23 protein-coding genes are annotated in these 25,634 nt (G+C 43.2%); 12 read left to right on the forward strand and 11 right to left on the reverse strand.

Annotation, left to right across the window (positions count from 1 at the left end; translation table 11 throughout):
- The first annotated feature begins 261 nt into the window (after window positions 1-261).
- The 3 genes from HYU97_03795 to HYU97_03805 all read left to right on the forward strand — a co-directional run bounded on the left by HYU97_03795 (window position 262) and on the right by HYU97_03805 (window position 3,169).
- Window positions 262-888, forward strand: a complete 627-nt coding sequence (locus tag HYU97_03795; GenBank protein MBI2335866.1) for a hypothetical protein — start codon at window positions 262-264, stop codon at window positions 886-888.
- A gap of 8 nt (window positions 889-896) precedes the next feature.
- On the forward strand, window positions 897-2,117 hold the full coding sequence (locus tag HYU97_03800) for a sodium:proton antiporter (protein ID MBI2335867.1): 1,221 nt from the start codon (window positions 897-899) through the stop codon (window positions 2,115-2,117).
- Between the two features lie 260 nt (window positions 2,118-2,377).
- Window positions 2,378-3,169 (forward strand): slipin family protein, encoded by a 792-nt coding sequence (locus tag HYU97_03805; GenBank protein MBI2335868.1) that lies wholly within the window; start codon window positions 2,378-2,380, stop codon window positions 3,167-3,169.
- Here HYU97_03805 and HYU97_03810 read toward each other — a convergent pair.
- Complete coding sequence (locus HYU97_03810) at window positions 3,080-4,720, reverse strand: hypothetical protein (GenBank protein ID MBI2335869.1); 1,641 nt, start codon at window positions 4,718-4,720, stop codon at window positions 3,080-3,082. The genes HYU97_03805 and HYU97_03810 overlap by 90 nt on opposite strands.
- Before the next feature lie 53 nt (window positions 4,721-4,773).
- On the opposite strand from HYU97_03810, the gene HYU97_03815 reads away from it, so the two are divergent.
- Window positions 4,774-6,393 (forward strand): hypothetical protein, encoded by a 1,620-nt coding sequence (locus HYU97_03815; GenBank protein ID MBI2335870.1) that lies wholly within the window; start codon window positions 4,774-4,776, stop codon window positions 6,391-6,393.
- On the opposite strand, the gene HYU97_03820 is transcribed toward HYU97_03815, so the two are convergent.
- Together HYU97_03820 and HYU97_03825 are read right to left on the reverse strand one after the other, a co-directional pair.
- Window positions 6,367-7,053 carry a gamma-glutamyl-gamma-aminobutyrate hydrolase family protein gene (locus HYU97_03820; GenBank protein MBI2335871.1) on the reverse strand — a complete coding sequence of 229 codons (687 nt, stop codon included), beginning with the start codon at window positions 7,051-7,053 and terminating at the stop codon, window positions 6,367-6,369. The genes HYU97_03815 and HYU97_03820 overlap by 27 nt on opposite strands.
- A gap of 261 nt (window positions 7,054-7,314) precedes the next feature.
- A complete protein-coding gene (locus HYU97_03825; protein MBI2335872.1) occupies window positions 7,315-7,713 on the reverse strand; it encodes a hypothetical protein in 399 nt (132 codons plus the stop codon).
- A 154-nt stretch (window positions 7,714-7,867) separates the two neighbouring features.
- Here HYU97_03825 and mutY point away from each other — a divergent pair, with 154 nt between their 5' ends.
- The 5 genes from mutY (at window position 7,868) to HYU97_03850 (ending at window position 13,741) form a co-directional block, all read left to right on the forward strand.
- Window positions 7,868-8,893 carry an A/G-specific adenine glycosylase gene (gene mutY / locus HYU97_03830; protein MBI2335873.1) on the forward strand — a complete coding sequence of 342 codons (1,026 nt, stop codon included), beginning with the start codon at window positions 7,868-7,870 and terminating at the stop codon, window positions 8,891-8,893.
- Window positions 8,894-9,083: 190 nt separating this feature from the next.
- A complete protein-coding gene (locus HYU97_03835; protein MBI2335874.1) occupies window positions 9,084-10,193 on the forward strand; it encodes a VWA domain-containing protein in 1,110 nt (369 codons plus the stop codon).
- A gap of 79 nt (window positions 10,194-10,272) precedes the next feature.
- Window positions 10,273-10,512 carry a hypothetical protein gene (locus HYU97_03840; GenBank protein ID MBI2335875.1) on the forward strand — a complete coding sequence of 80 codons (240 nt, stop codon included), beginning with the start codon at window positions 10,273-10,275 and terminating at the stop codon, window positions 10,510-10,512.
- 15 nt (window positions 10,513-10,527) lie between these two features.
- Window positions 10,528-10,965 carry a PIN domain-containing protein gene (locus HYU97_03845; protein ID MBI2335876.1) on the forward strand — a complete coding sequence of 146 codons (438 nt, stop codon included), beginning with the start codon at window positions 10,528-10,530 and terminating at the stop codon, window positions 10,963-10,965.
- A 133-nt stretch (window positions 10,966-11,098) separates the two neighbouring features.
- The gene (locus HYU97_03850; GenBank protein MBI2335877.1) at window positions 11,099-13,741 is read left to right on the forward strand and encodes a hypothetical protein; all 2,643 of its coding nucleotides are present in this window, start codon (window positions 11,099-11,101) and stop codon (window positions 13,739-13,741) included.
- Between the two features lie 92 nt (window positions 13,742-13,833).
- Here HYU97_03850 and HYU97_03855 read toward each other — a convergent pair whose 3' ends face one another.
- The 6 genes from HYU97_03855 to tgt form a co-directional block, all read right to left on the reverse strand.
- Entirely contained in the window at window positions 13,834-14,349 is a 516-nt protein-coding gene (locus HYU97_03855; GenBank protein MBI2335878.1) for a hypothetical protein, read from the reverse strand.
- 103 nt (window positions 14,350-14,452) lie between these two features.
- The gene (recJ, locus tag HYU97_03860) at window positions 14,453-16,162 is read right to left on the reverse strand and encodes a single-stranded-DNA-specific exonuclease RecJ (protein ID MBI2335879.1); all 1,710 of its coding nucleotides are present in this window, start codon (window positions 16,160-16,162) and stop codon (window positions 14,453-14,455) included.
- A 1-nt stretch (window position 16,163) separates the two neighbouring features.
- On the reverse strand, window positions 16,164-17,072 hold the full coding sequence (secF, locus tag HYU97_03865; protein MBI2335880.1) for a protein translocase subunit SecF: 909 nt from the start codon (window positions 17,070-17,072) through the stop codon (window positions 16,164-16,166).
- A gap of 3 nt (window positions 17,073-17,075) precedes the next feature.
- A complete protein-coding gene (gene secD / locus HYU97_03870; protein ID MBI2335881.1) occupies window positions 17,076-18,839 on the reverse strand; it encodes a protein translocase subunit SecD in 1,764 nt (587 codons plus the stop codon).
- 14 nt (window positions 18,840-18,853) lie between these two features.
- Window positions 18,854-19,234, reverse strand: coding sequence for a preprotein translocase subunit YajC (gene yajC, locus HYU97_03875; protein MBI2335882.1), 381 nt, complete (start codon window positions 19,232-19,234; stop codon window positions 18,854-18,856).
- Between the two features lie 183 nt (window positions 19,235-19,417).
- Complete coding sequence (gene tgt, locus HYU97_03880) at window positions 19,418-20,554, reverse strand: tRNA guanosine(34) transglycosylase Tgt (protein MBI2335883.1); 1,137 nt, start codon at window positions 20,552-20,554, stop codon at window positions 19,418-19,420.
- 210 nt (window positions 20,555-20,764) lie between these two features.
- Here tgt and HYU97_03885 point away from each other — a divergent pair, with 210 nt between their 5' ends.
- Genes HYU97_03885 through HYU97_03895 form a run of 3 tightly spaced genes read left to right on the forward strand, consistent with a single transcriptional unit; the run spans window position 20,765 to window position 23,532 of the window.
- Window positions 20,765-21,532 carry a hypothetical protein gene (locus tag HYU97_03885; protein ID MBI2335884.1) on the forward strand — a complete coding sequence of 256 codons (768 nt, stop codon included), beginning with the start codon at window positions 20,765-20,767 and terminating at the stop codon, window positions 21,530-21,532.
- Window positions 21,533-21,587: 55 nt separating this feature from the next.
- The gene (locus HYU97_03890) at window positions 21,588-22,631 is read left to right on the forward strand and encodes a phosphotransferase (GenBank protein ID MBI2335885.1); all 1,044 of its coding nucleotides are present in this window, start codon (window positions 21,588-21,590) and stop codon (window positions 22,629-22,631) included.
- 52 nt (window positions 22,632-22,683) lie between these two features.
- The gene (locus HYU97_03895; protein ID MBI2335886.1) at window positions 22,684-23,532 is read left to right on the forward strand and encodes an NDP-sugar synthase; all 849 of its coding nucleotides are present in this window, start codon (window positions 22,684-22,686) and stop codon (window positions 23,530-23,532) included.
- Here HYU97_03895 and HYU97_03900 read toward each other — a convergent pair.
- Together HYU97_03900 and HYU97_03905 are read right to left on the reverse strand one after the other, a co-directional pair.
- On the reverse strand, window positions 23,529-23,738 hold the full coding sequence (locus HYU97_03900; GenBank protein MBI2335887.1) for a hypothetical protein: 210 nt from the start codon (window positions 23,736-23,738) through the stop codon (window positions 23,529-23,531). The genes HYU97_03895 and HYU97_03900 overlap by 4 nt on opposite strands.
- A 197-nt stretch (window positions 23,739-23,935) precedes the next feature.
- The gene (locus HYU97_03905; GenBank protein MBI2335888.1) at window positions 23,936-25,462 is read right to left on the reverse strand and encodes a hypothetical protein; all 1,527 of its coding nucleotides are present in this window, start codon (window positions 25,460-25,462) and stop codon (window positions 23,936-23,938) included.
- Window positions 25,463-25,634 lie beyond the last annotated feature (172 nt).

Raw genomic sequence — 25,634 nt, forward strand, 5'->3', positions numbered from 1 at the left:
AATTTAAGAAATTTAAACCGGAGGCGTTATAGCCTTTCAGAAATCCCATAGATCAAGGCGCCCGCCTTGGGCGGACAACGCATAGTAAGGGCAATTATGAAAGGCGGTCCAAAAAAAAGCCCCGTGGAAGGAGAGTACCACGGGGCTTACCCAATCTCGCTAAAGTCTAAAGCACAGTAGGTTATACGTAATCAGGCCTATTTAGTTTTACCTTATCTTAAAAAAATTGATTTCCCCGGCTAAAAAAGCTATTTTCCGCCCATGAAATACCCCTTAATAATCTTAATTAGCTTTGCCCTTGCACAACCCGTCTTTGCCAAGACCGTCCAACCCCCAAAAAATCTTGCGACACTGCTGGCAACCCAGGCCCTTTCTGAACCTTTGCGGGGCAAAAACCCCGAATTTTTTATTCGTGGGGTGATTATGAATTATCAAGAGCTTGGCAAATCCCAATATAAAGTGACTTTCCTGCCCATCGAGGTCTTAAGCAACCGCCAACATTATGTCACCTTCGATCGCTTTCAAAATGGCCTTGATACCACCCTCACCCTTACCACTAAAAGTATCCGCCATTTAAAAAAGGGGAATGTCGCCGAATTAAACCAATATTATATTGTACATGAAGAGGGGAAGGGCAATGCTAAACTAATCGCCCTAGAGTTTCGGCAAGATTTTCAGGCCTACCCTGCCTCCGCGGCTCCTTACTTAAGCAAGCCCAATCTGCTCGAACCGCAACTTACCAATGCCCTCAAGGGTCTTTTACTTTTTGAAGGTAGCTTAACCGACAATACCAAATTAAGAGACGATTTAGATCGTTTGAGCAAGCACCCCAACAAAACCCTTGCAACGTTAGCCAGCAACGCCCGCAAAAAGATTTTTAATAATTAATAACCTACATGAACCCTCTTGCCCCCATTCCTGTGGTCTATGGCTTACCCTTTCTGGTTTTGCTGTTATGTGTCCTATTTTTGCCTTGGTTAACCCCACGTTTTTGGAATAAAAATCTCTACAAAGTCATGGTCGTGGCTTTATTAAGCGCCTTAACCTGGCACTTTTTTGGAAAAAATTATGGCTATGCCCCCTTTCGCCATCGATTTGGAGATTATTTTTCACTCCTTTGCTGGATAAGTTCTATTTATATTATTGCAGGGGGCATTGTGCTGAGGGGTTTAAAGAAAAGCTCCCCCGTGCTGAATACCCTCCTTTTGGCCGCGGGGGCCCTCATCGCCAATTTTATTGGGGGCATTGGGGCAACCGTTCTCATGTTAGCCCCCTTTTTAAGGGCCAACCAATCCCGCCAAAGTTCTAACCATTTAATTGTTTTTTTTATCATCCTCGTCACTAATTTAGGCGCCATCTTAACCCCCGTTGATTACCTTTTTGCCTTCTTTTTTCCATTTTATAGTAAAACCCCCAACCCCCTCAATGTTTGGCACCTGAAGTTATTGCCCTTTTGGTTGACATCGCTGGTTTATTTGCTCATCCATTTTTATTGGCTGGACTCGCTAAAATTTAAAAAAGAAAATCAACCCATTGAAAAATTGCGAGATTTATTATCCCATTTTTCTTTGCGGGGGATTTACAATTTTATACTTCTAATCGGTGCAGGCGGGGCATATTTTTTCCCTACCCCTTATCGCGAAAGCCTGCTTTTTGCCCTCGCCGGTTGCAGTTTAATGTTAACTTCCCATGAATTGCGCAACGAAAACGCATTTTCTTTTAAACCCATGGTCGAAGTCGCTATTCTTTTGTTTGGAATTTCTATCACCGCCATACCCGTTATCAATATTTTATCATCTTCCGTCCCTGCTTTTGGTAGTTATGTTCAGTCTTTTTGGCTAAGTGGAATCAGCGCAAGCCTATTCAACAAAATTCCTGCCTTTGCCGCCTTTGCCCAAATGGGAAATTACGATTTTCTGTGGTACAGTACGATCTTTGCGGCGACCTCCCTTTTTGGCACCCTCACGTATTTTGGCAACGTCCTCAATCTCATGGTTCAAACCATGACTCATGGCTTGGGCCTAAAAACCCCCAACCATGCGGTTTATTTAGCTTGGGCTAGTCTTGCCCTATTTCCTATTTTATTAGTGATCTCGGTCATTCTTTATTTGCATTAGTTTTTGTAACCAGTCAGTGAACGGGTGAAACAAAGCGTTGTGTCATTCCTGCGAAGGCAGGAATCCAGTCTTTTTTCAGTATTTCTGGATCCCCGCCCTCGCGGGGATGACAGCCAACCACCCGTTCACTGACTGGTTATTAGTTTTTAAAATTAAAACTTGAATTTTTTTGCTTCGGTACTAGAGTGCATGCAGCGAAAGGGGGCCCCATGAAGGCTTTAAATTTTGTCTTTTTTATTGTTTTTTTAGTCATTGGCGAAATGGTCGCCATTTCGATTGCTGCCGTATCACCACCGTTGGGTGGGTTGGTTGGCGTGCTGGCCTTCTTTTTTGCCCTTTTCATCGCCATTATGATTAAGGTTGCCTACCAATGGGAACGGGCGGTGGTCTTGCGCCTTGGGAAATACAGCTCCACCAAGGGGCCAGGTCTATTTTTGGTCATTCCTATTATTGATCAAGCCATTTTTATCGACACGCGCATCCTTACCGTCGACATTCCCCAACAACAGGCCATCACCAAAGACAATGTGCCGGTAACCGTTAATGGGGTCATCTTTTTCCAAGTGCAAGACCCTAAACTCGCTATTCTCACCATTCAAAATTATTCCTTTGCCATGCGCGAATATGCCTTAGCCACCTTGCGCGATATCATCGGCGAATTTATTTTAGACTCACTGCTCTCCGAGCGCGAACTTATTGGGAAAAAGATCGAAGATGCCGTAGAAAAAGAAGCCTCCAAGTGGGGATTAGTGGTCAGTTCAATCAAAATTCAAGATATCGACATGCCCGAAGAATTGAAAAAGATGATGAGCCGGCAAGCTAGTGCCGAGCGTGAAAAACGCGCCACCATCACCAAGGCCGAGGGCGATCGCGATGCCTCCATCAACCTGGCCCATGCTGCCAGAACCATGGCTGAGAGCCCCGGCGCCATGCAACTTCGCACCCTGCAAACCATCGATGGTCTAGGGCCAACGGCTTCCAATACTGTTGTGATTCCGTTGCCGGTTGAGTTTTTTCAAACCATGCAAGCGTTTGTCAAAAAGAACGCCTAAGGGCGGGTCAAAAGGTTTTGCCATGGCATAATGCCAAAGCGACACCCTCCCCGCTTCAGCCACCTTCATCAGATGAGGCACCTGATTAAGTTTAGCCAAAAAATCGGGCGGCGGGGCATTAATAAACCAATAATCGTAGTAATAGCCATTGGCGAGCAATTTTGCCCATCCGATCTCGCGTAACTTATTACAATCAATGGTTCCAACTCTATCGGTAGGCTGGCAGGCATTATTTTCCGCAAGATGTTGTGGCTCAATTTCAGTAGGGGCTGGGAAATAAGTAGGAGTAGAAGGATGAATTCTAAAAATCGACATTAAATGGTCATAAGCAAAAAGATTAGGGGCAAGCACCATGCGATCATCAGGGTAAACCGCCCATAAATGAAGCAAATGAGGGAAATTACGCGCGCTCCCATTTATTTCGAAATTAAGTGGATAAAGTAGGCTTTGCTTAGGCAAATGAGTATAAACTTGCTTGGCTTCTTGAACGATTTTTTGATCTGCCTGTATGCCTTGCCAAATATCGGCACCTAAAATTAAAAAAGTAAAAATGCTTGCCGCCCCTACCCATTTTTTAAAACGAGTTGAAACCACCAATCCCAAGGGAAGAAATAAAAAAATGTAAGGCACAAACCTTTGGTTAATATGACTGCCGCTGTTACCTCGGTCCGGAAATAAAAAATAAAGTAGCAAGGCACTCAACCAATAAATTTTAAACGAAACAGGAACCCGCCACAGGGAATAAAGCATCATGCCCAGCAACAAACCAAGATAGGGCAAATGCAAACTAAAGGGCAAAAAACCAAACCGAGGAAAGTTTGCACCAAAGAGTTTAGTTAATAAAAGAAATACCGGAAGTGCGGTATAATCAATATGGGAATCTGCTGCAGTCAACAAATAAGTAAAGATGAACGCCATGAAAAACCCAACCGCAATCAAGGCAAATGGCAAAATTATTTTTAGGCGAGTTCTCCAATAGTGCCAGGTCATAATAGCTATGCTTAAGTTGATGATAAAAAATGGGAAGGGGTGGGCTAAAAAAGCAGCCCAACTGGACAACAAAAAAGCTATAACCCACCTTAAGTTCTTTGTCTCAACGCCTTGCTTAAAAAAAGCCAACGCTAAGAAAGTAAAAGGGATGCTAGCCAAAAAATTATACATCCCCTTGATGAAAAATAGATCAAACACAAAGGGTAGGGCTATAACCCACAAATCACGATTGGCAGGGTACCAACATTGAAGAAATAATCGATAACTGATCAGCAACAACACGGCAAAAAAACCGTAGAACCATTTTTCATAAGCATCGATGCTTAAAACCTTTAAAGCGGGAACAGCCAGACAGGTAAAAAGCGAATTCGTCGTTAACCAACAACTATTCCGTTGGTAAACTTTTTGGGCAAGGGGGCTAGTGGGCAACTGTTGATAAAGCGTCACTACCTTTTTATGATTGGGGCCATCTTGAGTAAGTAACGGAACTTTATAAAAAAAAATCCCTATAAAAATGATGGCGCAGATCAAAAAGCCATGCTTTAGTGCAAAGTTCCTCATAAATTAGCCTTGCTGGAGGCTAAACCACAACCTGACGAAACACAAAATAAAATATGGAATCGATTCTCCATGCCTATAAACGCCACCAAAAACTAGGGTGGTTGCTCTTTTTATTGATTGGGGCATGTTCCGCTTATTTTTCCAAAGGCTTGCATCAGTTGGACGAACACTACCAAGTCATCGAATGGAGCCGATGGATCATGGGGGAGAGCTTTTCGCAAACCTGGGAAGCCACCCAAAAATTGCGGCACCCACTTCTCTCTTACTGGATGGCCGGTTACTTAAAACTGGGAATGGGTTTAGGAATCCAAAACCCCGAATCGCTTATGCTATGGGCCCGCTTACTTTCTTTTGTCTTTAATGGCTCAATACAGCTTTATTGTCTTTATCAATTTGGCAAACGTCTTTTTTCTCACAGCGATCAACGTTTGTGGTTTCCCTTTTTATTCATCAGCTCCCCTTTTATTTATTATTTTTTGGTGCGTACCAGCAGCGAAACCTATGCCATGACGTTTTTATTGTTGTCGCTCACCTTGATGCTCAATCTCACTCGCCTCCCAACTTATTTAAGCCAAATATTGGCTGGCTTTTGCACGGTGGTGGCCTTTGCTATGCGCTTTGCAGTAGCCGCGGCCTTTATGGGGCAACTGGTTATTTTATTTGGGCAGTTGCGCAAGCGGCAATGGGGGCAATTTTTTGCTTATGGAATGGGCATTCTCCTGGGCCTCATGTTTTTTATGTTCATTGAATACGAGTTTTATGGGGAATATTTTGCAAGCCCTATTCAATACTACCAATTTAATGTGGGCAGCGGAGAATCCGCTTCAACTTTTGGCATAGAACCGGGCTTCAATTTTTTAACCTTTTTTTTGGTCATTTTTTTCCCACTCAATATTTTATGGTTGTTTAAATTAATTTTTAAGCCACACCAATTGCAATGTGAAAACAACCCAGCCTTCGCTGCTATTTTCTTATCCCTTATTGTTGCCTGCATCAGTTTTACCTTAGTGCATTTGAAAATTGGTCATAAAGAATTTCGCTTTCTCCTTCCCATCCTCCCACTACTTTTTATCCTCATCGTATTTCCTTTAATCCAACGCCCCCTCATCACCCGAAAAATTTGGGCGGCGATGATTTTTTTGCAAATTCCTATCTTTTTTTATTTGTCTTCAAACTACCCTATTCAACTACCCGTCACCCGAGTAGGTTGCAATCCCATGGCTTGGCACCGCAACAAGCCCACTACCATGATCTGGACAGAAGGGGCCTATCGATTTTACCATTTCCCGGCTTTTTACTGTGGTATTCCTATTGAAGTGCTGCCGCTTGCCCAAAGATTCCCGGTGGAACTTGTCGCCACCCAGTCAGAGTTGAGAACTTATTTAAAAACCCTACTCCCCTTTGCACCCAAAAAAAATGACCCTATTCAACCACGCTTTGTTAGACAAGATAGTTGGTTTTATTCGGATGAAGAAAGGGCAGCCCAACTCAAAACACTCCCCCTCTTGCTAAGCTTTTCCCGCAAACAGCCGCCCAAATCTATCCCTGAGGGGTGCTTTTTGAAAAGAGCCCCTCAACCTTTTGATTTTTTGGTGAGGCCGTTGCCTTCCCCTATTCAGAATTGGTTCTTGAGCCACAATTTCTATTTATATTGTGCTAAACCCCTTAGCTAATTTACTTGATAGCAGTTGGAGTTGGGGAAGATGCTTTTGGGCTGCACTTAAAATTTGCCGTGGAGTTTTTTTAATATTGGCAAACCAATCTTGGATCATCCCTTCAGTCATTTCAGGGTGAAACTGCAGCCCATAAACCTTTTTACCATAACGAAAGGCCTGATGTTTAAACACCCCTGACTCTGCCAAATGCACCGCACCTTTAGGCAAATCAAAAGTCTCGCCATGCCACTGAAACATCATGAGCTTTTGAGGCCACTGTTTAAAAATGGGATCTTCTGCTGCGGCTCGAGTAAGCAAAAGCGGATACCAACCAATTTCTTGAACCCCCTGCGGATGACCATAAACAGGAGCCCCTAGGCTTTTGGCAATTAATTGCGAACCCAAACAAATGCCTAACAAAGGTTTGTCTGCCTCAATAATTTTGGGGATCAATGCCAATTCGGTTTTAATAAATGAAATCGTGGCTTCGTCATTGGCGCTCATGGGCCCACCCATGATGATAAACCCATCATAATTTTTAACCGTAGCAGCAATATCTAAAAAAGGTTTTTCATAAAGCCCATGAATTTTAACCTCTGCCTCTTGGCTTAAATATTCCCCCAAGGTCCCCAAGCCTTCATAAGCTACATGCGTAAGTGCTAATATTTTTTTTGACATAAATTTATTCTATACTTTTGTAAAAATTGTCATAAACACCATGATCTTTTTTGGTTCTTTCGTCAATAAGTTGCAAATATGGATGGAAAAATAACTCAATATGATTTGGTGTGATGTTTGTCATCCCTGCGAAGGCAGGGATCCAGTGCAGAAAAGATTAGATAGAGTCAATGAATCCAGATTGGATCCCTGCCTTCGCAGGGATGACATTCAGTCTGATTTGCAACTTATTGATGAATGAACCATAAAATCGAGAACTTTTCATGAATCCAATTTCTGATAAAAACGTTCTTGAGATAATTTTAACCGGCTAGGCACTACCGGTTGTCTTAACTGCCAATCCCCTAAAAATAAAAATTCTTGCGCACGAGGATTTTTTTCATCTAAGAAACGCAGATCTTCTAGTAAGGCCCTATAAACGCGTGATTGAGGGTAAAGTAATTGTCTTAATTTGATTTCTTCGAGCAATTGTCTACGAAGCACTTCTAGCAAAGGAATCGATTTTTCAGTAAGCTCGTAAAAAACTCTACCTCGTCTATAGACTTTACGAACAATCTTTCTCTGCAATGCCAACTTGAGCATGTTACGTGCACGGTGAGTTATGAACGCATTTCTAGGCAAAACCCCGCTGGAAATAATCTTTTTTAAAATATCTATCATTGTATAACTATATAAAATTATTAATTTTAATTAAAGTATGTACTTATTTGTTTTATAATATATAAATACTCAATTAATTACAGTTAGTTACATAATATATAAAAATATTATTGTCACGCCCTGATAATTGATAGAAGAGTCATAATCTAACCCTATGAATCATAAAAAACCAACCCCAGCCCTACTCAAGTGGTACGACAAAAATAAGCGGGAGCTGCCGTGGCGTAAAACCTGCGATCCTTATAAAATCTGGGTCTCCGAAATCATGCTACAACAAACCCAAGTGGCAACCGTCATTCCTTATTTTGAACGTTTTATTCAAGCATTTCCAACCATCGAAATTTTGGCTAAAAGCCCGTTGGAAAAAATGTTGGGTTTGTGGTCGGGGCTTGGCTATTATCGACGGGCCAGGCATTTGCACGAAGCTGCAAAAATTATTTATCAAAAAAAATATTTTCCAAAAACTAAACTTGAATGGTTAGAACTGCCTGGGATTGGTGAATACACGGCTAGCGCTATTGCTTCGATTGCGTTTAACGAAGCTACGGCTGTAGTCGATGGCAATGTGGTTCGAGTTTTAGCCAGGGTTTTTGCACTCCAAGGTCATGCCAAAGCTCTTCAACTTAAAAAAACGGTGCAAGCTAAAGCTGATCAACTGATTGATTTAAAAACCCCCGGAGATTTTAACCAAGCCATGATGGAATTGGGGGCAACAGTCTGCACCCCCAAAAACCCCAACTGCCCACAATGCCCCATAAAATCTCATTGCCTATGTCTTTCCCAAGGTGGGCCTGAAGTTTTCCCCAAAACATCTCCTAAAAAAGAAATCGTTAATCTCAACCGCTTGGCTTTACTCATTGAACGCGCGGGGAATTTATTCTTAACGCAACGCCATCCCCAATTTCGCTGGTTAAAAGGGATGTATGCCCCCCTTGAACATTGGTTACCCAACCCCCATATACCTTCAAAACTTATTCAAAATTTTTCTTTTGTGGGCACCACACAGCATACCATCACCCATCATAAAATTATCACTTACATTTACAAAACCACTTGGGCACAAAAAAAATTGCCCTCCACCACGGGGCAATTTTTTTCCTTAACTGAAATTACAGATCTCCCTTTGGGAAACCTCGACCGAAAAATCATTAATCAATTTATCTCAAAAGCCTCTTCATAGCGATTTACCAAGCGCAACCAAACGCGTTTTGACTCCTTGTCATTAGGTTAAAGTATCAACCCCCTGAATCGTATTCAATTAATGGTTTGGGGGGCCAGGTTTGCAAACAAAAATCTTTTTGGGTGATTTTTTGCCAAATTTAGCCCATAACTTGTCTAACCTATCCACTAACCTATCCACGGAGGTCCTTATGAAAAAAAACCCTTTTCGGAAATTGGCCCTTTTCTTAATCTTATTACCCCTTTTCTTAAGCCCAATTTCCTGTGGATTATCATCACTCATCAATTCTTTGCTCACCGATCAAAACATGGAAAATATTATCAATCTTTCTAAGCAAAGCGGTTGCGAGACCATCGATGTTGATGAACTAAGCGGCTTGGTTTCAGAAATAGGCGACAGCAATATTTTAGACGTTTTTGGCATTTCAGAAGATGCACTCAATGCCCTAATCAACGATTATGCAGCTGAAAATCAATCTTCGCTTTGCATTTTCACCGCAACCTTAAGTGGCAGCACCACCCACCGGGCCTACTTTTTCACTACCGATGACAATCACACTTCAGATACTTGGAACACCACTGACGTACAAATCACCGAGACCCTCAGCGATACTTCAACCCAAACCTATAGCGCGAGTGCCATCACCGCCTTTTCCGATTTTGCCTCCGATGCAGCCAACACCACTTTTTCATTTTCAGCCGTCATGGATTACAGCGGTTCGATGAGCGATAATGATTTAAGCGCGCTTGAATCCGGCCTAACCACTTTATACCAAAACATCCCTGACAATTTTAGAAGTGAAGTGATCAAGTTTTCCGAAGCTGTCAGCGTGGTTCAAACTTATACCGATAATAACTCTGCCTTAACCTCGGCCGTTACTTCCGGAAATCCATCTCGCAGTTCTACGGCCCTTTACGATGGAATTTATGAAGGCCTCACCAATACCTCGGCTGAAACTGGCAAAGTAAGGTTTGTTATTGCCTTCACCGATGGCTTAGAAAACGCCTCTTCTCACACTCGAGCTGAAGTGGTTGCCCTTTCCCAAGCCCAAGGCATCCCCTTGGTGCTCATTGGCATGGGCACCATCGTCGACATTGCTGATTTGTTGCAATTAGCCAACGACACGGGCGGCTTTTTCTTTTACGCCTCTTCTTACACCTTCTTAAGCACGGCCTTTAGCGAACTCGAAGATTATCTCTCCAACACCCATGTGCTCACCTGGACCTCTACCAATCTCAGCGGAGTCAGCTCCGTCAGCTTGACTGTTAATAGCACCTTCACCGGAACTTATACTCCATAATCATATCATATGCTTTATTAAGTCATATTATATGCTTATATATTGACATTCTTGATGTCTTATGATTTACATGGAATATATGAGGAGAACAACGTTACTATTAGATGACTCGCTTTATAAAAAGGTAAAAACCATAGGGAAATTGCGGGGCACTAGTTTAAAAGAAATTATTAACGATCTCCTACGAAGCGCGCTTAATTCCACGGTTGAAGAAAAAACAACTCACCTGCCAATCCCTTTACATCGTAAAAATGGGCCCCAAGAAGGCATTGATATTTCTGATCGAAGTAGCCTTTACGATATTCTCGATCATGAATAATTGAGGGGGTACTCTATGAGTCTTGCCATTGACACCAATCTCTTTCTTTATGCCCACATCGAGGATTTTTTTGAACATACCAAGGCAAGATCTTTTTTAAAAAAAATCTTGCAACAAAAAGATTTTTTTTACATTAGTTGGCAAGTTTACTATGAATACGTACGACTAACCACACACCCACGCGTGCTAAAAAAACCCCTAAGCGTCAAGCAAGCCTGCGCTGATTTGTCGCCTTATTTAAAACATCCTCATTGTCGTCTATTATTAGAATCTCCCCACCACGAGGAAATTCTAAATGAGGTTCTCCAAAACCTACCGGGTGCCAAGGGAAATTTTATTCATGATTGTCATTATGCTGCCTTACTTAAAGAAAATGGAATTACCAAAATTGCAACGGCAGACACGGATTTTAAAAAATTCGATTTCCTTGAAGTGCTAAACCCCTGTCTTTAATCTAAAAATTTATGGGGAGTTGCTACAGATATGTGTAATTTTATAAAATATAGTCATATTTTATCACAATAAAATTCAAAAATATGAACTTCTTCCCATTTAAAGCCGATAAAAACCCTAAGGAATTTTTACTATGGGTGATGGGAATATTCGGCGTTTTGCGCTTATCATTAATGGGGACCCCAAAGAAGCTAGGCATTTACAAAATGTCGAAGATGCCATTGCTGGTTTAGAACAAGAGGGGGAATTCATCATTGGCGTAGCAAGCCCTCGCAAACCCAAGGGCTCAACCGATCTCTATCAAGCACCCTCTGCCGAAGGCATTGAGAATATTGTCAAAGCCTTTCAAGAAAAAGGCATGGATGATGATGACCGTTTAGTCGTTTATGTCACAGGCCATGGTGATAACGAAACCGATGGAGCTTGCGCAAAATTACCAGGAGTGTGTTATTCCTTTCGAACCCTCAAAAACTTGCTCGACCAACTCCCTTATGGTTCGCGCTTTGTTTACACCGACACCTGTCAATCAGGAAGTGCTATTAGCCAGTTTTTCAACGGAAAGACCCAAGCTTCAAGCATTGGCTCTGCGGGTGAAGATGTTGCTTGCCAAACCATAAGTCGCCATTTTTGGTCAACAAAAGTCCCTGATGCCAACGCTGATGGCATCGTCAGTATCGAAGAACGTTTTCAATACGCCATTGCCCAAAATGATGGGGAAGAAAGAACCTTAAATCAATTTTACAACCCCGACCTGCCAGTTTCTTTATCAGGGGCTAGCGTCAAAAAAGGTGACTTTCCCGAAGAAGTCTTCACGGTACATTCAGGAAAAGAATTAGATGCCCAATTATCTAAACTCAAACCCGGGCAATTGGCCCTTGTCACCTTTTCGGCAGACTGGTGCGTGCCCTGCAAACGTTATGCTAAAACCTTTGATGAATTGGCTAAAACTTATCAAGGCCGATTTTTGATGATCCGTGCCGAAGGGGTCAAGGGAAGCGAAAGCGATTGGCACAACTATTTATCTATAAAAGAGTTCCCCACGGTTGCCTTTATAGACTTTAGAAAGATTGCGAGCCTGGTAGAAGATAAAAAATCTCCCATCGATTCTCTTTCTTTAACGGCCATTAATTCTGAAGAGGAAAAACTGAGCTACTACACCAAAAAACTGGCTAGCCCCAAACCCCAGGCAAGGATCAGCGCCATTCGACGATTGGTTCAAATGGGCCCTGCGGCTGAAGCAAGCCTTTCAAAAATTGAAGCTCTATTAAATGACGAATCCCCAGAGGTTGTTTATGCGGCGATTGATGGCCTGCTGGAATTAAATCATCCACAAGCCATTCAGTTTAAACATCTTTACAAACTAGACCCCAGCAATCATCACCTTTGGTTTACTTTGGGCAAGGCTTGTGTAATACTCATCGCCAACAACCCACAAGCCGCCTTGCAAGAATTTCAGGCAAAACTAGAAGACAAGAGTGAAGATGGAAGATATCAAGCTCATAGTTTATTCGGTTTAAAGATTTATGCTCATGAACATGATCTCCCCAATGCCCTTCGTCAAAAATTGCGTGATTGGACAAAAAATCAATTCACCAAACACTCCGATCTGGCTTGGTGGGTCTTGGCCTGTCAACAAGAAGAACATTTTTTCGAAGATCTCGATGTTATTTTAGATCTTAGTACTGGGTTACCCGGCATCGGCTTAGACGATCCAGTCCCTAAGAATTTACTATTCCGCCGCCTTTTGGGTGCACAGGGACTTCCACCCCAAGCCCTCATTGCAATTGCACAACTGCTAGAATATGAGTCTTATACCGATTATCAAATATTTGCCATCCAAGTGTTAAACTCAATGGAGTTCAACCCAACCCAACTCGAGATTTTAAAACCCTATTTACAAAAAGCAGCTGCCGAGCCTTTCCCATCAGTGGCGATGACCGCTACCAAGATGCTATTTAAATATAAAGTTGAACCTCGCCCTCCGATCAGTAATATCGCCCAACGTGTAGTAGACGATTATTTTTTAAAGTTAGATACGGATACCCAAAAAGAAATTTTACAATGCCTTGCCTACTACGGCCCTGAAGCCAAGATTGTACTCCCCCAACTGATCGACTTATTGAAGCACGAGCGACCACCCGTCGTTATTGAAACACTTCACGTCCTAGCTGCCATAGGTCCTGAGGCCCACGAGGCCCTCCCTGCTATTGAATTACTTGTCAAAATTTATACGCCTAAGATGGATAAAGACAAAAGAAACCGCCCGTATGAAGACGCCCTCTTTGAGGCTTATTTCAAAATCAAAGGAAGAGATGCAAAACCAATACCTAACCAATCCCTATGGGATGTGGGAGCTGGTGCTTTTACGGGATTAGGATTTGGCTCTGATAATGCCCCGCCCTCTGTAGGAGTTGAAGAATATATTCGGTACAAGCTCTCGCCTTCCTTAGCCCTTACCGCAAATTTCTTTTACCGACACGATAGTTCTGATCCTGATAAGGACGTTAAAGAACAGCATACTGTGGGGTTTAATGTTGGCTTCAAATTAAAAAAATTATTCGATAATGGTTCAAGTCTAGCGGTCCACCTACCTGAAATTGGGGCTGGCATGACTGCCTATCGTGGTCTAACACCCATTGTCCGCCCTGGAATTAGCGTCACGGCTCCCAAATTATTTGATTTTTTTCAACCAGAAGTTAGTTTGCGAATCTTTGTCACAAGGTCCAACCAGGCTTATTATGATGTTGGGTTACTCACTCGTCTAATATCATTTTAATGACGAAGTCCATCGCCACCAATAAAAAAGGGCCGCCGAACATAGGTCCGACAAGCCCTTTTTTCGAGGGAGGTAATCTTAATTGCTTTGACTCAGGCTGCTTTTTTAACCAGTGTGCTTAAGCGTTTTTCTAAGGTGGTAATTTTTCTCTCCAATTTTTCCACGTCTCTTTGCGTGGGAATGCTTAGACTTACTAAAATATTTTCGCGGGCCTCTTCTACCAAGTGCTTTGCCTTTTCAACCAACCCATTTTCACGCAACACTTCTACAAACGATGCTAAATTTTTTCGGATATCTGCGAAAACTTTGGTGACGGCCTCAGATTGAGGAAGAAATTCGATATCTTTAAACCGGCTGAGGACTTCATCGGCCAAACGACGCACTTCTTTTTCAATTTCAACACCCTTGGTATTTAACCCAAAATTACCACCCTTTATTTTTGCAAAGAGATCTTCAAAATTACGCCGCAGCTCTTGGCGTGAACGACGGCCTTGAGTCACTAGACGTTTTAAAACTTTTTCAGCCTCCAACTCAAACTTAGCAATCACTTTATTGATTTGCTTGAGGGTGGTCTGAATGGAATTGGCTGGTTTTGTTTTCTTTGGCATAACCTAATCTCCTTGGCCTGATAAAGTGGTGAATGTTTTTACGGGTTAAACTTATTACAAATTGGAACAGCGTGTCAATATGATTGTTAACGCTTTGCGTTATTTATGAATGTGGGAAGATGTGTTTGATGACCAATTGAATGGATTTTTGCCCCTGATAACGATTAATTTCAGGGCAAAATATTATTTGTTTTTGAGTAGTTACAGAAAAATCTTGGGTGGCTAAATTGAACCCGATAAACTCTAACATTTGCCCCTGATTTTCGACCCTACCTTTGACATGTTTTTCCCCCACAATACGGGGGTAACGAAGGGTGACTTTTTCCCAAGCTAATAGCGGTTCTGGGTTGCCCTGCCCAAAGGGTTGCAAGGTTTGTAATTCTTGCATGAGCCGCCAGTTGATCTCTTCTGACGTGGGAGTCGCATCGACTTTGATCCCTGGCATGACAGTTTGATTGGCAGAATTTAACTGCTGTTTGATTTGCGCATCAAAACAACCATAAAATAAAGTAAAATTTTCTTTCAGGAGAGTTAGGCCTGCGGCCATGGCATGCCCGCCAAACCGCTCGAGATAAGGTGCGCACGCCCTTAGCGCTTCTACAATATTTAAGCCTCGCACCGAGCGGGCAGAACCTTTTAGCAAAGATCCCTCTTCTGCTAACACAATAGCTGGGCGGCCGTAACGTTCCACAATGCGACTGGCCACAATGCCCACCACACCCGAGTGATAAGCCGGGTCATGCACCACTAAACTTTGCCGGCTATGGTGAAGCTCGGTTGACTCAATCTTAGCACAGGCATCGGCGGTGATTTGGCCTTCGATTTGTTTGCGTTTTTGATTTTCTGCATCCAGCTGATCCGCCAAGGCCAAGGCCTCTGCTTCGTCTTTCGTCAATAATAATCTCACCCCAAAACTGGCCTCGCTTAATCGACCCACCGCATTAATCCTGGGCCCAATGCGATAGGCCACATCGGTTACATGAACTGCTTCACCTATATTTGAAACTTTACAAAGGGCCTTTACACCCGGCCGCTTGCTCGCTGCGATTTGCTGAAGACCCAACTTTGCCAATACCCGATTCACCCCAATCAAAGGGCAGAGATCAGCAATGGTGCCAATGGCGACTAAATCTAAATATTCTTTGAGATTGGGCTCAAGGATTTTAGTAAAATAACCCGACTCTCTCAAAACCTTGCGCAACGCCATTAAAAAAACAAAGGCCACCCCTACGCCGGCCAGTTCTTGCCCTGGCCCTGTCGTATGGCGTTTGGGATTAATGACTGCATAGGCTAAAGGCAATTCATCACCCAATTCATGATGATCGGTAATGATGAGATCTACACCTAGGGCCAAGGCTAGGCTTGCTTCGGCATTGGCACGTATTCCATTATCAACGGTAATCATCACCCGCGTGCCAGCTTGTTGCAATTTTTTTAAGGCAGTTTCGTTTAAACTATAACCTTCAGTTAAGCGATGCGGGATATAGTAATTTACTTTTGCACCAACACTCTGGAGAAAAGCAACGAGTAGGGCGGTGCCCGTTGTGCCATCTACATCATAATCCCCATAAACCGTGATGGTTTCTTGTTGGCGGATGGCTGTTACCAACCGCTGCCCGGCCTTTTCCATATCGGCCAACAAAAATGGATCGAATAAATGGGCAAGCGACGGGGCCAAAAATTTGCGAATGGATTCAGGCTCGCACAAACCACGATTGATGAGCAGTTGCGCTGTTAGCGGCATGATATCAACTTGGTTAGCCAGTTGCTGGCACAATTCAGGATTAGAAGGAAACACCTGCCAGGGTTGCATATTAAGCAGCTTTTTTCTTAAAAACTTTTTTGCACCAGAGATAAATGGGGGCAGCAATAAAGAGAGAAGAATAAGAGCCGACAATGGTTCCTACCACCATGGCCAAAGCAAAATCTTGGATGTCGCCATCGGCGCGCAAAAATAATACCAACACAACAAAAAACACGGTTAAGGCCGTAACTAGGGTACGAGAAAGCGTTTCATTCAAACTTAAATCAATAACTTTTTCTAAAGTCATGGTTTTATGTTTTGCAATATTTTCGCGGATACGGTCGTAAATCACGATGGTATCGTTGATCGAATAACCAATAATGGTGAGCAAGGCCGAAACCACTGTAAGGTTGACCTCCCGCCCGGTTATGGCAAAGACACCCACGGTAATTAATACGTCATGAATCAACGCCACAATCGCGCCCGGTGCAAAATAAAAATCAAATCGAAACCCAATGTATAAAAGGATCACCACCCAGGCAATCAACATGGCAAATTGGCCTTTGCGTTTTAATTCTTTACCCGCCTTAGGGCCTACAAAATCGTTCTTAAGTAGGGTGGGGGTACCTAAAGTGAGATCTTGTTTGAAGGCGTTTTGGACTTCTTCGACTAATTTATTGGAATCGATGTTTTCAACTTCGGTTCGTAACACAAAGGTGTTTTCTTCCGATTTGCCAAACCGCTGCACCACAATGTTAGTTTTACCGGCTTTACGTAACACCTCATCGATTTTACGTTCAGTAACCGATTCTTGATTGGAAAATTGAAACAGCATGGTCAAGCCGCCCTTAAAATCAATCCCGTAATTAAGACCCTTGGTAAAATAAAGATAGCCCGTCATGGCAATGAGTAAAACCGAAACCGCTATGAATGGCCATTTCAATTCAAGAAAACGAATATGAGGTGTTTTGATTTTCATAAATTAAATACTCAACACATTCTGATTTTTAGCTTTTCTGGCCAAATATTCCATCATCAAGCGGCTCACCATAATGGCGGTTAGCATGGTGGTCGCAATCCCAATCATTAAAGTAACTGCAAACCCACGCACAGCGCCCGTTCCATATTGATAAAGTACAATGCCTATAAAAAAGGTAGTTAAGTTAGAATCAACAATGGCACTCATGGCATTGCTAAACCCGGCCTCGACTGCTGCAACCACTTTTTTGCCTTCAGCCAGTTCTTCTTTGATACGTTCAAAAATAATAATATTCGCATCAACCGCCATACCCATCGTAAGAATAATCCCTGCTAACCCAGGCATGGTAAGGGTCGCCCCAAAAATAGCCAACAAAGTTAGAATGAAAAGCACATTAAACCCTAAAGCAAGATCGGCCACGACGCCTGACAACTTATAATAAAAAATCATAAAGATAATAACGATGGCCCCGGCAATCAGCATTGCTGAAATCCCTTTTTGAATAGAACTCTTGCCGAGCGATGGCCCAATGATCGTTTTAGTCGCTTCTTTGAGAGAAGCAGGCAAGGCGCCCTCTCGCAATACCACCACCAAATCTTGAGCTTCGCGTAATAATTGATCGTAATTCCCTGAACCCAATTTAATTTGGCCACTACCGCCATAGATTGCTTCTTCAATGTTAGGGGCCGACATCACGTTGCCATCTAAGATGATGGCTAAATTTTTACCCACATTTTTTTCAGTCAGTTCGCCAAATAATTTTTTGCCCGTTGCCTTGAGAGTGAAACTCACTACTGGTTTATTTTGATAAATATCTACCTGCGCACTCTTGAGCATGTCACCGGTTACATCGGCTTTATTTTTGACCAAAAAGGGTTTGCCGCCGGTGATTTTTTTATCTTTGGGATCACGCTCTAATTGAAAAAGAACTTCGGTGCCTTCGGGGATTTTACCTTTAAGGGCATCGTTGATTTGCTCAACCGTTTCTCGGGAATAATCATCGAGCAATTTATTTTCGGCCCTAGCTTTGGCTACGGATGTGGCTAGGTCTTCTTTTAATGGGGTTTCATCAACCAAGCGAAATTCTAATTTGCCGGCCTGCATAATAACGCTGAGTGCGCGCACAGGATCGGTCTCGCCAGGCAATTCAACGGCCACACGATTGTCCCCCACCCGAGAAATAGCGGGCTCTGAAACTCCGTAACGATCGACCCGGTTGCGAATGGTTTCAATCGCCTGATTGAGGGTTTGATCTTTTAGATTCACTCGCTGGGCATCGGTCATTTTATAAAAGACCTGCAGACCAGCACTGGGCGCTGTTTCAGGGACCGATTCAGGGGTTTTGGTGATTTTGTGATAACCTTCTGAATAGTTTTTTAAAAAGAACCCTTCGACTAAACTGCGACTGGCCTCGTCAGAGAATTCCATTTCAATCGTATCGGATTTAGCAACCCTAGTTACTTTAACTCCTTTGACCTCTTTTTCTTCTAAAAAACGCTCTAAGGCTGAAACCGTAAGATCCACTTGATTATGGATGGCGTCTTCAAACAAAACCTCTAACTCTAAATAAATACCACCTTGCAAATCGAGACCCAAATTAATTTGATCAGCAGGAAAAACTTTATGATACCAGGGAATATCAAGTTTTTGCTTTTGCAAGTCTTCGCGTTGGGCTTTAAAGTTTAAAAAGGTGGGTACTAAATAGAAACCCGAAAAAGCCACTAAAAAGAGGATAAAATAAGTTTTATAACGCCAGGTGCTTCCCATAATTTTACTTTATTTTACTTTGAATTAGATTCCTCTTTTTTAAGACCCATGACTCCTTCGCGGTCCATCTTAACTCGAACGTTATCAGCCAATTCCACGGTTAAAACATCACCATTAATAGCCGAAATTTTCCCATGAAAGCCACCCGTGGTCACCACGCTATCACCTTTTTTCAAGCCCGCCAGAGTTGTTTTGCGTTGTTGTTGCTGTTTTTTTTGGGGTCGAATCAATAAAAAATAAAAAATCACAAACACTGCAATGAGGGGGAAAAAAACCGAGAATTGGCTAGCGATTCCCCCTTGACCGTTTTGAGCCTGGGCTTGAGCCCCAACCAAGGGGCTTAAAAAAGTAGCCCCGACAAAAGCACTGATTGAAAATAAAAGATTCTTTTTCATGAATGATTCAACTCCTAACTAAGGGCCTGACCGGAAATAAATGTTCATTTTGGCATCTCATCTTGGGGCCATCTTTGACCGATCTTCAATCGCAAAATCCTCAAAACAGCCCTGCTATTCCTCCGGTTTTGCTCATTCAGATCGGCCAAATCTGACCCCAATCTGAGCGCCAAAAAAGAACATTTATTCCCGGTCAGACCCTAATGTTTGCTGACTCAAAAACCGTTGTTGGAACAAAGCAAAGCGATTTTCTCGAATTGCCTGGCGTGCATCGCTTAACAGACTTAAGTAGTAATGTAAATTATGAATTGAATTAAGCACCGGTGAGAGGATTTCTTTACTCAAACTGATATGACGGAGGTAGGCCTTTGAAAAATGCTGGCACGTGTAGCAGGTGCAAGATTCGCTAATGGGTTTAGGGTCTTCATGGTATTGGCTATTGCGAATATTAATCGGGCCATGTTCGGTGAAAAGCATGCCATTGCGGGCATTGCGGGTGGGGATCACACAATCAAACATATCAATGCCTAGGCCAATGGCCGTGATGATGTCGACCGGCATGCCCACCCCCATCAAATAACGGGGTTTGGGTTTGGGAAGCACCTCCGTCATACGATCCGTAATCTCATAAGCTAGCTCCATAGGTTCACCCACCGAAACCCCACCTATGGCATAACCATCAAAGGCATCGCCGCCCTCCATCAATAATAATTCTTGGGCACATTGTTGACGCCAATTTTTGTACATACCGCCTTGGATTATGGCAAATAGTGAATTATTTTGGCTCTTCTTGGCCTTAAGGCAGCGTTTTTCCCAAGCTAAGGTGATTTCAACGGAGGCTTGAACCTGTTCCTCCGTCATAGGGTATGGGAGGCATTCGTCTAGGGGCATCATGATGTCAGAACCGAGAGATTCTTGAATTTCGATGACTAATTCAGGGGTTAGCAGATGCTTGCTGCCATCTAAGTGAGATTGAAAGCTAACTCCGTCATGGCTTACCTTGGCCAAGCGAGCCAACGAAAAGACCTGAAACCCACCACTATCGGTTAAAATAGGCCCTTCCCACCCCATGTAATGGTGCAATCCACCTAGGCGTTCAATCAGTTTATGCCCGGGGCGCATATATAGATGATAGGTGTTACTTAAAATAATTTGGGCCCCTAAGTCTTTGACTTGATGGGGGGTCAAGGCCTTAACGGCCGCCACGGTCCCCACGGGCATAAAGGCTGGGGTTTCAAAACTACCGTGAGCGGTGTGATAAACCCCTGCACGAGCACGGGTTTTTTCATCTTGGTGATGAAGTTCAAATCTCTTGACCATAAGTCATGGCTTGCTAATGGGGACCTCTAAAAACGACCCATCTGCCGTGTTGCCCGCAAAGCCGCGATCCTCACGTATTTCCATATACGCTCCGGTCGCGTCTTTGCGGGCGCCTTGCATCTGGGCCCTTTTTAGAGGTCCCCCCAACTAGCAACGGTTCTTCCTAACTGCCGATAAAATAAACTGAATTTACTTTACCCGGGGGGAAAGATGGGCGATTCAAATCCAGTTCGCATTCAATGCCATACCTATGAATTGGCAGCCGAGCTTCGAGATGGGCCAAGGGCTGCACGCAGACGAGCCAACCAAGAACGTCATCGGCTTGAAAAAGCAACGCTAGCTTTAGCCAAGGAAGTCGTTGCTGCAAGGCAGAAAGAACCGGGAGTTACTATTCCCTTTGGCCGGCCCTTTTTTGAGATGCATCCTGCACCGGGGGAAGTTGAAAATAATCCACATAACTACCCAAAAGACCTTTACAGCCTCCAAGACCCTAATGAAAAACCTATTCTCGAAGGCAGGGCGCGTAAACTGTGTGGAGCCATGCCGAGTATTTGCGAAATCCCTGAGACTGCCAATCAAGGTGGTGCCCAAACACCTACGCCACAAGCACAACAATGGATCCGATGGACTTTGCTGGATGGAAGGCAAGATGTAAAAGATCATGCCCCCTTATCATCGCTGGCTCTTTTCATTGCCAACAGTCTACCCAATCGAAACATCCTTGTTTCAGGGCGGCTTCAACAATCGATCTTGCTACTCTCCAGATCTAATCGTTTAACCGATGAAGAGTGGGTACAATGGGCCAGGGCTTGGGGAAATCGTCAAACCGACGTTGAAGGGTTTTTTAATGTCTCTCAATCCATGCTACTCAAGGCTGGCGTCGCCTTCTACAGTTTTCATGGCGCTGATCCCCATTATCTGAATGTGGGAGAAAAATTTGCCGAGCCCAAGGCCACCATTTGCATGGCCAAAAAGTAATGGTGCTTGCTAAGAGTTGACAATCCACAGCAGCCTTGTCATATCCTCATTCGTCATGCAGCCCATATCAACTGCTGAATTTAATCAGCTCACCAAACTTCAATCTAAATCCATCCAAGTAAAAAAACTTTTTGGCGAAGCCAGTTACCGAGAATATTATCGCCTCACCACCCATGACGGCCAGGCCTATATTCTCATGCAAATCCCCGCCGGGAAATGGAGCGTATCGGAAGAAATTACTCATTCCAACCCTCCCCCTACCGAACTACCTTTTTTAAACATTCAGCGTTTTTTGCAACAAAATGAATTGCCGGTTCCACAAGTGTTGGGGGTTGACCAAGCAAAAGGTTGGATTGTGTTACAAGATTTAGGCGACCAGTCCTTAGAGTCTTTGATCCAAAATGCGGCCCCCGAGATGATTTTTTTCTTCTACAAACAGGCGATCGATTTGTTGGTTCGCCTACAAAAAACGTCTGCAACGCCTAACGCTGATTGTCAGGCCTTTTCCCGCCGCTTTGATTTCAAATTATTATTTTGGGAATTCGAACATTTTTTAGAATATGGCATTGAAGATCGATTACAAATCAAAATAAACCCCGAAGATCGCAAAGCCATGCAAACTTGGGGTGAAAAATTATGCCATGAAATCGAAGCCCTGCCTTATGGTTTTACTCATCGAGACTTTCAAAGCCGCAATCTGATGCTGCATGGCTACGAATTTTATCTGATTGATTTTCAAGATGCTTTGCAAGGCCCAATCGTTTACGATTTGGTCGCCTTGTTGAGGGATTCTTATGTCGACTTAAGCATTGCCATGCTTGAACAACTTTTACAAACTTATCAATTGGCTTGCGAAAAGTCTGGGTTGGCAACGCTAGAAGATAAAATATTCAAAAGAAATTTTTATTTGGTCACTTTACAGCGCAAACTCAAAGATGCGGGCCGTTTTCAATTTATTAAAACCATGAAGGGTAATGACAAATTTTTAAAGCATGTGCCAACGTCGTTGAAATATGTAAAAGACGCCTTTGGCCATTTGCCGGAGTATGAACCGTTGTGGAAATTGATTGGGAAATATTTAGTAGAAATCGTTAATTAACTGAGGATCTAAAATGTCATTGGTGTCATCCCCCGGCTTGACCGGGGGACCCATGATGACGAAGAATCTTCCATTTCATATGCAAATCACTCAAGCCATTGTTTTAGCAGCCGGCCTTGGGACCCGCTTAAGACCCTTAACTAATCATACAGCTAAACCCGCATTAACCGTAGGTGGAATCCCTATCCTTTATTATAATTTGGCTCTCTTGCAACAATATGGCGTTAAAAACATCGTCATCAACTTGCACCATCGTCCAGAATCTATAAGGAAGATTCTTTCCGCCGGAGGCGGACCAGCCTCTGGCTGGCGCAGACTCAGAATGACATCCATTAATATCTCCTTTTCCCAAGAGAAAACTTTGTTAGGCACCGGTGGTGGGATTGTAAAGGCAGCTCGCCTATTCAAAACTGAGCCTTTTCTAGTGCTCAATGGTGACATTCTCACCAATATTAACTTAGCAAAACTCATCGAGACTCATTTTAAAAAGCAGGCCTTAGCCACTTTGGCCATTGTTGGCCCTGACCAAGCTAAAGTCGCCAATTATATTCATTATAATGCAAGGGGTCAGGTCTTAGGGATTGGCCCTCGAGATTGCTTCGCAGACGCTCGCAATGACATCGGTCTGTCATTGCGAGCGTCCGCGAAGCAATCTCGTCACGGAATTTTTTCCGGAGTTTCAATCATTGATCCAAAACTACTTACTTATTTTGGCAAAAAGAAAATTGGCTGTCTCATTCGCGATTTAATTTTGCCCGCCATTCAAGACCAACAAAAAATTAGCACCTATCATCATAAGGGATTTTGGTGTGATCTTGGCGACCTAGCCACTTTGAAAAAAGTAAACGCCGCCCTGGGAAAATTCAACGTAGGCCAAGCTTTCCAGTTGAATGATCATTAGTCGGTGAGGCTAGGATCGTAACACTGATAAAGGTCACTTTTCCGAGTACCTCCTGTATCAATCCATTTAAACAACATCTCAATGGGGATGTCTCGAAATACCAATTTGTCTTCAATCGTATAGTTCCCATTAGTAACCTCTTGATCCAGCACCCTCGCAGCCTGGAGAACCTGCACTCCAACTTGATCCCATGTATTTGCCGCCAAGGTTCCATCGAGATGATAAAGACGATTGCACAGTATAAATCTGACCTTGAAGGACCTTTTGTAAATCTTTAAGCGACTTTGCAAAGTCAACCATCTCGGGAAAGGCGTGTATTGCCCCTATATGTAAACCTTGTGTAGGTTGGTTAAAAGTCACACCATAAGTTTGTTGATTGTCTATCAACACAGTGTCATGCCCCTCACAAAATATCTATTTCACTTGGCCTTGAAACTTCTTCAAACACTGGCACTAAAAATAGCACCATTCCACGGCTCACCCCGCTGCCCAATGTAGTAGCGGCTTCGGGGGCGGCTTGAATTATTTTATAACCTACTGCCACTGCTGCAGAAAAAACAAGCCCAAAGACTGTACCTTTCACAGTGGGCTCTTGGTACCATGGCTGTGATTCAGTGACCGTAGTGACCGTTGGGTTGGAGGGGGCTCCCCTAGATTGCTCATTGGGTTGATCATGCCGACCATAGGCCGCTAATATTAGTACCACCTCATCGACATCGGCATTTATGATAGCAGCTCGGTGCAAGATGTCGTTTGTACTGATTCTGTCACCAATCCATCGGTGGATCAATCGATCGATCGGTTCAACGCACATAGACGATGTATTGCTAGATCCACGCGATCTACTACGGGCTGCTCGTGGAAAACGACCACGAGGCTCCGATCTTACAGAAGTAGTGGGGGGACCCTTTGTGTCGTCATCGTTGTCATCTTTATTTCTGTTAAAAATCCACTTGAATAAACGAACAAACCATAACCGATCCATTTGCTCAGTCAAAGCGGAAGGGCCAAAAAGCGTCAATGTTCTAACCAAGGCGTAGAGATCATGGCCAAGAGCCACCCCAGGACCAAACACGCCGGTTAAAAACAATCCCCCTTTGATGATGTTTTTAAAAGAAAATTCTTCACCCTTCAGTTCAACAGCAACGATATGCAGGGCATTTTCTAATTGATCCAGTTTAAAATTTTGACCATCCTTTGGAAGATTTTCACCACCCTTTAAGTGGTTAATGACTATAGTGATCTCTGTTCGAAGTTCATAAATACGCGTTGGATCTGCAGCAACATAATAGGTTGAACCGTTTTTGCTTTGCCTAAAATATTGATTGTTAGAATCACCCACCATCACCCGAAACAAAGCAATCAATTCCTCATTAAGGGGAAAACTAATGGGACGCCAATTATCAGGATCGTATTCAAGTAACAAAGGCGGTGGTTTTGCTAAATACTTGGCAACCACCGTTTGTTTTTGTTCTTCAGTGAGTGGGTTCCCTGCATCATCGACCAATGGCCAATTTTCTAATTTGGTAAGATTGGTAAGATCTGGGGTTGGGGGTTGTCTCTCAGGGGGATGAAACCTAAAGGGAATGTCCGTTAATGGAGATAGGTCAGGTGGGGAAAGGCCAAGACCTGCTTTTAATCCTTTAAGCTGTCTAGCTACCTCATCTACTTTTCCCTCGGGCGCCCACAAAACTACATAACCCTGGTCCCATCGATAGCACAGCCCCAAGGCCTGCAAGCCCTTCCCTTGAAATAATCTAGCGTAACCTCCATCTTGAGAACTATAAACTGTATGACCACCGTTGGCACCATCATTTTCAAAAGAAATGTTGTCTAATTTTTGATACCCTCTTAATGGCCCATTTTCACAAGACGGATAGAGATTTTGCAATGGATTGTCAGACGAATCATTTCGAATAGGTACATTCATAATTGGCTTTCACCCCCGAGCCATCTCATCGGGATTATTTTTGCCTCATTGCTATCAATTGACGAGTACTGAAGAAAAAAGTATACATCTAGTATACAGCACAGTCATGCAAGCAATGATGGGAGAGGAACATTAAACTTTATTATTTTAATGGGTTAACTTTTCTCGGGCG

It is taken from the genome of Deltaproteobacteria bacterium, from assembly GCA_016183235.1.
Lineage (GTDB): Bacteria > UBA10199 > UBA10199 > DSSB01 > JACPFA01 > JACPFA01.